The organism is Brasilonema octagenarum UFV-OR1 (assembly GCF_963888615.1).
In the GTDB taxonomy this organism is placed as follows: Bacteria; Cyanobacteriota; Cyanobacteriia; order Cyanobacteriales; family Nostocaceae; genus Brasilonema; species Brasilonema sennae.
Genome location: NZ_CAWPKW010000273.1, coordinates 34163 through 43653 on the forward strand (window position 1 = coordinate 34163; position 9491 = coordinate 43653).

Annotated in this window: 7 protein-coding genes and 1 pseudogene; 2 read left to right on the plus strand and 6 right to left on the minus strand. The window is 40.8% G+C overall.

Translation table 11 applies throughout. From position 1 onward, the window contains the following. Positions 1–191: 191 nt before the first annotated feature. On the minus strand, positions 192–743 hold the full coding sequence (locus AC5590_RS23035; RefSeq protein ID WP_169265727.1) for a DUF2267 domain-containing protein: 552 nt from the start codon (positions 741–743) through the stop codon (positions 192–194). 222 nt (positions 744–965) lie between these two features. Further along, positions 966–2399: a sensor histidine kinase gene (locus tag AC5590_RS23040; RefSeq protein ID WP_169265728.1), complete on the minus strand. Its 1434-nt coding sequence runs from the start codon at positions 2397–2399 to the stop codon at positions 966–968. A gap of 97 nt (positions 2400–2496) precedes the next feature. Here AC5590_RS23040 and AC5590_RS23045 point away from each other — a divergent pair, with 97 nt between their 5' ends. Continuing rightward, positions 2497–3021, plus strand: a complete 525-nt coding sequence (locus AC5590_RS23045; protein WP_169265729.1) for an NUDIX hydrolase — start codon at positions 2497–2499, stop codon at positions 3019–3021. 430 nt (positions 3022–3451) lie between these two features. Here the strand turns inward: AC5590_RS23045 and AC5590_RS23050 are convergent. Then, positions 3452–4333, minus strand: a pseudogene (locus AC5590_RS23050) (TauD/TfdA family dioxygenase). A gap of 654 nt (positions 4334–4987) precedes the next feature. Then, on the minus strand, positions 4988–6070 hold the full coding sequence (locus AC5590_RS23055; protein WP_348982716.1) for an alpha/beta hydrolase family protein: 1083 nt from the start codon (positions 6068–6070) through the stop codon (positions 4988–4990). Positions 6071–6525: 455 nt separating this feature from the next. On the opposite strand from AC5590_RS23055, the gene ppk1 reads away from it, so the two are divergent. After that, entirely contained in the window at positions 6526–8688 is a 2163-nt protein-coding gene (gene ppk1 / locus AC5590_RS23060; RefSeq protein ID WP_169265730.1) for a polyphosphate kinase 1, read from the plus strand. A 53-nt stretch (positions 8689–8741) separates the two neighbouring features. Here ppk1 and AC5590_RS23065 read toward each other — a convergent pair whose 3' ends face one another. After that, entirely contained in the window at positions 8742–9305 is a 564-nt protein-coding gene (locus AC5590_RS23065; RefSeq protein ID WP_169265731.1) for a GNAT family N-acetyltransferase, read from the minus strand. Further along, a partial coding sequence (locus AC5590_RS23070; RefSeq protein WP_211178487.1) for a hypothetical protein occupies positions 9262–9491 on the minus strand: 230 nt, incomplete at its 5' end. The genes AC5590_RS23070 and AC5590_RS23065, both read right to left, overlap by 44 nt.

Below are 9491 nucleotides of genomic sequence, written 5' to 3' on the forward strand. Positions count from 1 at the left end.
TTTTAAAGTTTTTTAATTTTAATAATAAAACTATAACAATTATTGATTATTTCGTACTCTAACTATAGACATGAAAGCTTTTACTCGGTGAGATAGAGTTTTATGCCACCAGTACTACATAAATAGATATATTAAGGCTCTGGTTCGAGTCATCCATGCCCGATCAGAGCCTACTAAATCAGGAAGATTTGTTAAGCTTCTTCCCAAAGTTGAAGAACTCTATCAGGCAACCAGCTCGCAATCTCTTGAATTCTTTCTGGAGATAATTCTTCTTTAGTAGCAGAAAATACAGCCTTAACAGCCTCTTCTCGGTCTACATTGCGTGACAATCCACCTTCATTAGCGACTCGGAATAAGAAGCGGTCAGAATCAATCTTAAAAATTCCAGGACCTTGCCAAGGTGGACGAACCCGACTCAAGAAGCCGACAATTGGATTTGTGTCTTTCCAAAGCTCTACAATATCATTTTGCAGCGCTTTTTCATCAGTGATTTCAGCTGGCTTACCTTGTAGTTCCTCAGCAACTCGGTCTGCGGCTTCGGTGGTCATGAGGTCACGCATCACACGGAAGACCACTTCCGTAAAATCCCTAGCGTCGTAAATGTCCTCTAGGCCCGCTTTAACCTTTATCTTCTCTAAAAAAGGGATATCTTTTGAATCGATAGGAGATGATTTTTTGGCATCTGAAGATTCTGGAACAGCAGATGGTTGTTTTTCATCTAAAGATTCTGGGGTATTTGTCATTTATCCTCCTGATAACATCAGTTTTTGTATAATTGCTGATGCGATAAGTGAATTGTTACACTAAAAATCTAGCAATTTCTAAAACTACTTATAAATGTTGTATAAGTAGTGATCTCAAACTGCTAGAACTTTTTGCTTAATTCCACAAGCATCACTTTTAACTTATTGAGTAAAGTGACTTCACTGCATCTGTCACAAGAAACATTTCTTAACCTTTGTCTATTAAGAATCAAAAGTAACGGGTAAAGTAACGGTGACAGTAGTCCCACTCCCTAGAGCACTTTCTACATAAATTTGCCCTTGGTGGTTCTCGACTATGGCTTGGGCGATCGCCAGCCCCAATCCTGAACCAGTCGCACTTTGTGTTGCGATACTTTTAGCCGTGTGAGTACGCGCTGGATCTACCCGGTAAAAACGGTCAAATAAACGGGGTAGCGCCTCAGCAGGGATACCAATACCAGTGTCGTTCACTTTAAAGAGCAAGTGGGTAGAGTTGGAACGTAGTCCAGAAACGCGATTTGTTGCCTCAACACGTGCTAGCTCTAGATTTACGCATCCTCCAGAAGGAGTGTATTGCAAAGCATTGCCAATCAAATTTGTGAATAACCGTACCAGTTGATCCCAGTTGCCAACAACTGTAAACCAATTGTCGAGTAATTCGGGATCTGTTTCGCAAACAGGAGGATCAATCAAGTCTAGAGAGAAAGTAATCTTTTTTTCTGTCGCTAACAGTTGCTGTTCTTCAACCACTTCCATTAACAAAGCATCAACAGGACAGGGAGAAAAACTTTCTTTGCTGATACCACTATCCTGTCTTGCGAGAAACAGTAAATCGTTGACTAACTTGCCCAAGCGTTGCGTGAGTCGTTCTACCACTTTCAATTGTTGCCGATAGTGCGATGGAATAGAACTGTCTGCTTCGGATAATTCCAACTCACTTAAAGCGACTTGCACATTAGTTTGAATCAACGTAATTGGACTTCTTAATTCATGAGAAGCATCCGCGGTAAACTGTTTAAGACGTTGATATGATTCATGTACTGGTTCCATCGCTTTACCTGAAAGAAACCAGCCACTTGCTGCAACAGAAAATAGCATCAATCCAAACGAGAGTGCTAAATCAACAATTAACTCACGACTAGGTTTTGTGACTTCAAACCACGGATGACTAACACGCAAATATCCTAAGACTTGCCGACCAACTTGCACCCGTTCTGTCACTTGTCTCAACAGGAGTGGGGGAGTGGAGGAATATTCAAAATTTTGAATTGATTTGTCTTGGTTCCTCAAAACTTTGACAGTCTCACCTGTACGGTTCGCATGCAATGGAATATTCAGAGGTTGTGACAAAGTAGACCAAAGTAATTCACCAGTGGGGCTAAACCATTCAAGATCGATGTGGTCATCTTCTGCAGTGTCCGTATTATCGCGAAAAGTGGCATCTATATTGATACGGGATTGACCAAAATCTGAGTTTACTGCTTCAATGATGAGCGATCGCTCTACCACTTCCACCACATGATTCAAAGTATCATCAATCCGCTCAATCAAGGTACTACGTACATACAAATATACCCCACTTGCAAACAGCAGCAGTAGCACAGCTGTCACAGCAGTGTACCATAGGGCAAGACGGCGACGAGTAGCTTGAAACATAGATGCTTGCGAGTTAAAAATAACAGTAAGATTTATAATTTCAACAATAACCTTGCTGTTGTGGCAAAAAATGTTTCGGAAATAAAGAGTTAGGTATATGGATACTGATGAGACGATTTTCAGTACCGATTGGGTTACTGTCAAGAATACATCTAAAGGATTTCATTATTTACAAAGAAAAGGGAAAGACTCAATTGCAGTATTTTTGTTGAGAAAAAATGAAACGAATCCCCAAAATTACGAAGTTTTAATTAGACAGCAACCTCTTTGTATTGATAATACAGAAATTGATGGGCTATTGAAACTTTTTCCCTGTCCCATTACAGGCGCGATCGATGAAGGTGAATTGCCAGAAGAAGCAGCAATCAGAGAAGTTTATGAAGAAGCAGGTTTTTCTGTTAAGGTTTTACCGCTAGGTAAGTACATCGTTGGGACTCAAACCAATGAAATTTGTTATATGTATTATGCTGATGTCACAGGTATAGAGCCTGATATTGCTCAGCAGGATGGTTCTTATTTAGAATCTATTAGTAAAAATGAATGGCATCCTTTCCAGTATTTAAGTGATTGCGATTATTCAGCTTGTCAGATAGGTTATTTCAGATTACGAGAGATTAGTTAACTTTGCTGTTTCAATAGTATTTATGCTATCAAGCGTTCCGTGTAATAAGGCAACAGGAATTGCTGAATTATTGATAGGGACGAACTCTTGAGTTGATAAATTTCGTAGAAAAGAACCGAAAAACGCTCGTAATAATTCAGGAGTCAGGAGGAGGCAGTGCGGGGGTGAGGCAGCACTGCAGGAGGGTTTCCCTCCGTAGGTGACTGCCGAAAGGGTTCCCCGGCATAAAGCAACTGCCGTTCAGAATTCAAAATAGAATTATCCCCGTTTTAACAGTTGATCTGTTATTTTTTTAGCACTGTGATCGCTTCAGCAGCACGGATGAAAATTGATTTTTCAGCGTAGGCGATCACACTCTCAAGACTAACGATACTGACTTCAGCTAATAATATAATTGTCAAGATGGTAGCTAGAAGACAGACACTTTTACTTAGAAAGGAAAAGCTGGGGAACATAACCTTATATAAATATCTCTTTGATCATCAACAAAAGCTCTTCTACCGTGAAGTATTCTTGTGTTATCAACCATGAGAACATCCCCTTTTTGCCACTTAATTTATGTGGTTATTTTTTCAGCTATTTCATTAAGTTCAGATACGACTTCATCAGGTATATCAGAATCATCCTCAAACTTAAGAATATTTGGATTTAACTGCTTCGTCGGCAACAGGCTATTAATAAACACCTGATACTTTCCACATCGGCTGGGAAGAATTGCTGAACAAATGTATTCCAGCAAAATTGAGTGATCATCGTACACTGTCAGACGTGTATTATTCTGTTGACACATTTCCTTAACCCTATTCAAGTTATCTGTTTGGTATTTATTCTGCCATGCCTCTTGAGGAATCCGAACAGTAAACTTTAGTTTCTTTTTGCTGAATAATTCTTTGATGAAACCACTCATTTCATTAAAAAACTGTCTGCCATCACATACCGTAGTTTCACCATCTTTAAGTGGCGGATTAGCACAGAAAAACCACAGCAGAAGTGGGATATTTTGCTGATAATACATTTCTCCATGCAACTTAATCTCAGACTTAAAATCATTTACACTCAAAAGAGTCTGATCTCCATTAATTACCTTTCTCGTGAATGCACCACCTGCATAATTTAGAAAATTAATACTTAATAAATTTGTAAAATTTATAAAATTATCAGTATCAGTGTTAAATCCTCTAAAAAGTAAGATTCCATAAGATTTAAACAAACTAATAATTTCTTCTTGGTCTAATTCTAGAATATTAATATGACCGATATTAATGATTTCTTGACCTATGCTATCAGAGATGGGCTGTAGTTTAATATCCATATAATTTAATAAGTTTTTAAAGAAGTTTTCACGCCTATAAAGTCACTATAGTGCAACGGTCACCCATTGCATTAGCAGAAGAGTTCAAGACTAGACAACCGTTGCGCTTTGGCGACTTAGTTATATAAATCTGACATCACTAACGCCTCCACAGTCGTTGACAAAATGCTATACTTCCTGTGAATGTCTATAGTATTCAATTTTGTGTAACTCAAGTCCAAAAAGGTCATCCTGCTTCTGACCTTAACCTGATTGCACTAATATTTTACCAAAGACTGCACCAGATGAGGGTTATGCCGCACTTGACTAATAATCGTGCATCACAGCAGAGCAATGTCAGATGTCGTTACGGTGCTGATAACACACAAGACACCAACAGTTGTAGAGTTTTTTCAGTAACGCCATTTTTTGGAAAATGCATCATTTTTTGATGATGCATTTCCATAAAAAAGCGATCGCTCTCCAGAATTTACACTAGTGTCGCAAAGTTTTCAACCAATTAAGTAAGTATCTCTACTTAGTGGAACGTCCGTCCGTCTAACCGGTTTGGACTTGGATGTTCCTATCGTGCAAGACAACTTTCCCAAAATGAATGGCATCCTTTCGAGTATTTAAGTCATTGGGATTATTCAGCTAGCCCTGCTTTGTTTGTCGTCAACTATCGGTGGTGACTTCGCTACTTGTCTTTATTGATAACCATTTTTTCAATCGCGATAACACACTCCAGGTACTTATTGCCATCACTCCCAATGTTAAGGGTGCTTCTGGAATAGGCTTTATTTGTTTGGTGACACTGACATTTGCATCTTTCATATCACCTGTAAAATAGACGTAATCAAAAGCGCTTTTGTCACCAAGAATGCTGGCACGTAAAAACAATCCACTCCAACGGGCTATAGTTTCAGTTGCTACATCTTGAGGTATAGTAGGTGTGTTTTTTTCATATCCAGACTTTGAAGGGTCATTGATATTCGTAATCCCGTAGTGGTTGGCACCATCAATGGTGACAAATAATTTGGGCGGCTCTTGAATTTGCTCGTAAGTTAACTTTGCTGTTTCAATAGTATTTATGCTATCAAGCGTTCCGTGTAATAAGGCAACAGAAATTCCTGAATTGTTGATAGGGACGAACTCTTGAGTTGATAGATTTCGTAGAAAAGAACCAAAAAACGCTCCTGCTTTCAGTTCTTGTGGTCGATTGAAAGAGTCTTCACAAAAAAAGGGAAGACAAGCGTTTGCGATCGCTGCTAATCCAGCATAGCCTCCCGCAGAATGACCAAGCAATCCTAATTTTTGCGTATCAACAATACCACTCACTGGCGTTGTAGGATTTTGCGAATCTACCTTCATCTGTGACAAAACAGCATTGATTTGTGAGAGTTCTGGTAATAGTCCTATCCTACCAGTTTGTGGTGAAGTTCTGAGGTGATTGGGTACAACTACCACAAATCCGTAGCGGGCTACTAAATTAGCGTAATTAGAGTAATTTGATTTATCAATATTTGCACCTTGCAATAAAAGTGCCACAGGGAATGAATAATTGCTAGTTTTTAAATTTGATGGATTGGGGTAGTAGATATCGGCTAAATCATTATTAGCTGTGATAGTTGTCGTGTAGCTAGCAACATCTTGAAACAATGGAGCATCACTGAAAGTTACAGCAGCAGCTTTCCTTATACTAAATACCATTAGAGCCGTGCTGAAACAAGCTACTAACAGGACTTGACATGTAGTCACAACAATCACTCCTTGATTTTAGTTCAGTTAATTCTTCAGTCTACTCTCTAGCAATGTTTAAGAGAGGTTCGGGTAATGAATAGTTTTTTGGTAAAGGTAAGGGTGAGGGAAAATGACTAGCAAAATTCTAAAAATCATTCCTCAATTCAGTAACAGCATTTTTTTGAATATGCATCATTTGATAATGAATTTTCAATAAAAAGCGATCGGTCTCTAGAATTTAGACTAGTGTCGCAAAGTTTTCAACTAATTCAGTAAGTATCTCTACTTAGTGCAACGTCCGTGTGTCTAACCGTTTGGACTTGGGTGTTTTTATCGTGCAACACAACTTTCCCAATCCGTCCGCAAATTTCCCTTTGTCTTTGCCTTGAGATCAAGTGATGGCTTTTTTCCTCTACTATGTTTAGTATACTATCCGAGTTGTGTTAAGCTACATCTCCCTTTCTGTGGTCATCATGCCAAAATCAAAGAAGGCCGCTCATCAAATCGATCTCAACGACCCTCAATACTATCTCAACCGAGAGTTAAGCTGGCTAGAGTTTAATAAAAGGGTGCTACATGAAGCCTGCGACTCACGAACACCCCTTCTAGAACGGCTTAAGTTTTTGGCAATATGGAGTTCTAACCTAGATGAATTCTTTATGGTGCGCGTTGCAGCACTGAAGCAGCAAGTAGAAGCTAACATTAGCATGTTAGCTTCTGATGCTCGCACGCCAGAACAACAGTTAGACGAAATTAGCTCTATGCTGCGTCCGTTAGTCGCCAAAGAGCATGAACAATTTGAGAAAGTCTTACGACCTCAACTTGCCGAGCATGGTATACACATCTTAGATTACATAGATTTAACTCAAAAGCAGAGAAGTTACTTAGACAAATACTACCAAGAGCAAATCTTCCCTGTCGTGACTCCTCTTGCTGTTGATCCTGGGCATCCTTTTCCCTACATTTCCAATCTCAGCTTGAATCTGGCTGTTGTTGTCAAAAACCCAGAAACACAAGAAGAATTGTTTGCCAGAGTCAAAGTTCCTACAGTTTTGCCACGATTTTTGGCTTTACCGCCAGATTTGGGAATTCAAAATAATGGCAAACCAGCAGTGTGGACAGGGGTTCCTTTGGAACAGGCGATCGCCCATAACTTAGAGTCCCTCTTTCCAGGAATGAGTATACAAGAATATCACACCTTCCGTATAACCCGTGATGCTGACTTGGGATTAAAAGAAGATGAAGCCGATGATTTGCTGTTGGCTATTGAGCAGGAACTGCGAAAACGGCGCGTTGGTGGAGATGCTTTGCGGTTAGAAATACATTCTCAAACTCCTGACTCAATCAAAAAACGACTGTTGGAGGATTTAGAATTAGAAGAAAATGATGTTTACCAAGTAGATGGTATTATCGGACTCAAGGATATGATGTACTTCATGTCTTTACCCGTCCCAGAACTCAAAGACGAACCGTGGCAAGCTGTTGTACATCCTCGCTTACAAAGGATTAGAAACCCAAATCTAAATCCAGAGATGCGGGAGATAGAAGAAGGAAAAGATTTTTTTACAGTTATTCGAGAAAAGGATTTATTTGTACACCATCCCTATCAATCCTTTTCAAGTTCTGTGGTGAACTTTATTGTCTATGCTGCCCATGATCCGAATGTGCTGGCAATTAAAATGACTCTTTATCGGACTTCTTCTGACTCACCGATAATAAATGCCTTAATTGCAGCTGCTGAAAATGGTAAGCAGGTTTCTGTACTGGTGGAACTCAAGGCACGGTTTGATGAAGAGAATAATATCTACTGGGCGAAGCGGTTGGAAAGGGTTGGAATTCACGTAGTTTACGGTTTAGTCGGTCTTAAAACTCACAGTAAAATTGTTATGGTCGTCCGGCGCGAACAAGACCGTATTGCTCGCTATGTACATATTGGGACTGGTAATTACAACCATAAAACGGCACGACTTTATACAGATTTGGGATTATTTAGTTGTAATGAAGAGTTGGGAGCGGATGTTACAGATGTTTTCAATTTCTTAACAGGATACTCGCGGCAAAAGTCATACCGAAAAGTTTTGGTTGCACCTGTCACGATGCGCGATCGCTTTCTTTCTCTGATTCAGCGAGAAATCGAAAATATTCATAATGGCTTGACTGGGCGGATTGTTGCCAAAATGAATTCATTGGTAGATCCGCAAATCATCTGCCATTTATACGAAGCTTCCCGCGCTGGCGTGCAAATTGACTTAATTGTGCGTGGAATTTGCTGTTTACGCCCTGGACTAAAAGATATTAGTGAAAATATTCGCGTGATTAGTATTGTTGGTCGCTTTTTGGAACACTCCCGCATTTTTTATTTTCATAACAATGGGCAGGAGGAAATTTACATCGGTAGTGCCGATTGGATGCGACGTAATTTAGATCGTCGGGTAGAAGTTATCACCCCAATCTTAGATGCAGACATTGCCAAAGATTTGCAAGAAATCTTAGGAATTATGCTGGCAGATAACCGCCAAGCTTGGGAATTACAACCAGATGGTAGTTATATTCAAAGACGCCCTGGTGAAGAAGTTCCAGAAGCAAGTTCACAAAAAATTCTCATGTCAATGGCTTTAAACTCAAACGCGAATTAATTAAGTATGTTGTGGCTGACTCTGCACTCCCTGCAGAGTTTCCCCAAACAAAGTCAGGGTTTGAGAGTCCGTCCGCTACCCTCCCATGTTTCCCGTGTAAGTTGCCATTCGATTTGACTCCATCCTCGCGTTTGCATCCAAGCTGAACCTGGGCGTGTCCCAACTGCTACAAACCCATATCGGCGCGCCAAGCGTTCCACCCGTGAATTCGCACTAACAGAAATTCCTCGAATCTCTTTCAACCCCAGATCGCGGAACCCAAACTCGATCAGCGCCCTAGCAACCTCAATTGCGTAGCCGTAACGGCCCCAGCACTGTGGTGCTAGTTCGATTCCTAGTTCCGCTTTGTCAGGACCATAGCCTTCGCGACGCAGACCGCAGCAGCCAAATATTTCCTGGGGGTTGTGGAGGTGAGCGATTGCAAACTGATAATTGGTACGTGGCTGTTCGACTGCCCATTGACCGAAAAGCCCCAGAAGCGATCGTGCATACTCAGGTGTTACCTCTTCTGGCGCACAAAACTCCGCATACTGCGGATCGGCATGGTAAGCAATAAATGCAGGCTCATCTTCCTCAACAAACTCGCGCAGCAAAAATCTTTTGGTAATGATCTCCATGCTCAACCCAATATACTATAGGAATCCGGTTTGATTTGGTGAGACCAGTGCTTGATGAGGGTTTCCAACGCCGTAAGGCGTGTCCTCTGCGCACACCCGATAGCCCTCCGGGTTCGCCAGTCGCCTGCGGAGGGAGACCCTCCCGCAGCGCTGGACTCACCGTAAGGCGTGGCGTTAGCCATAGGG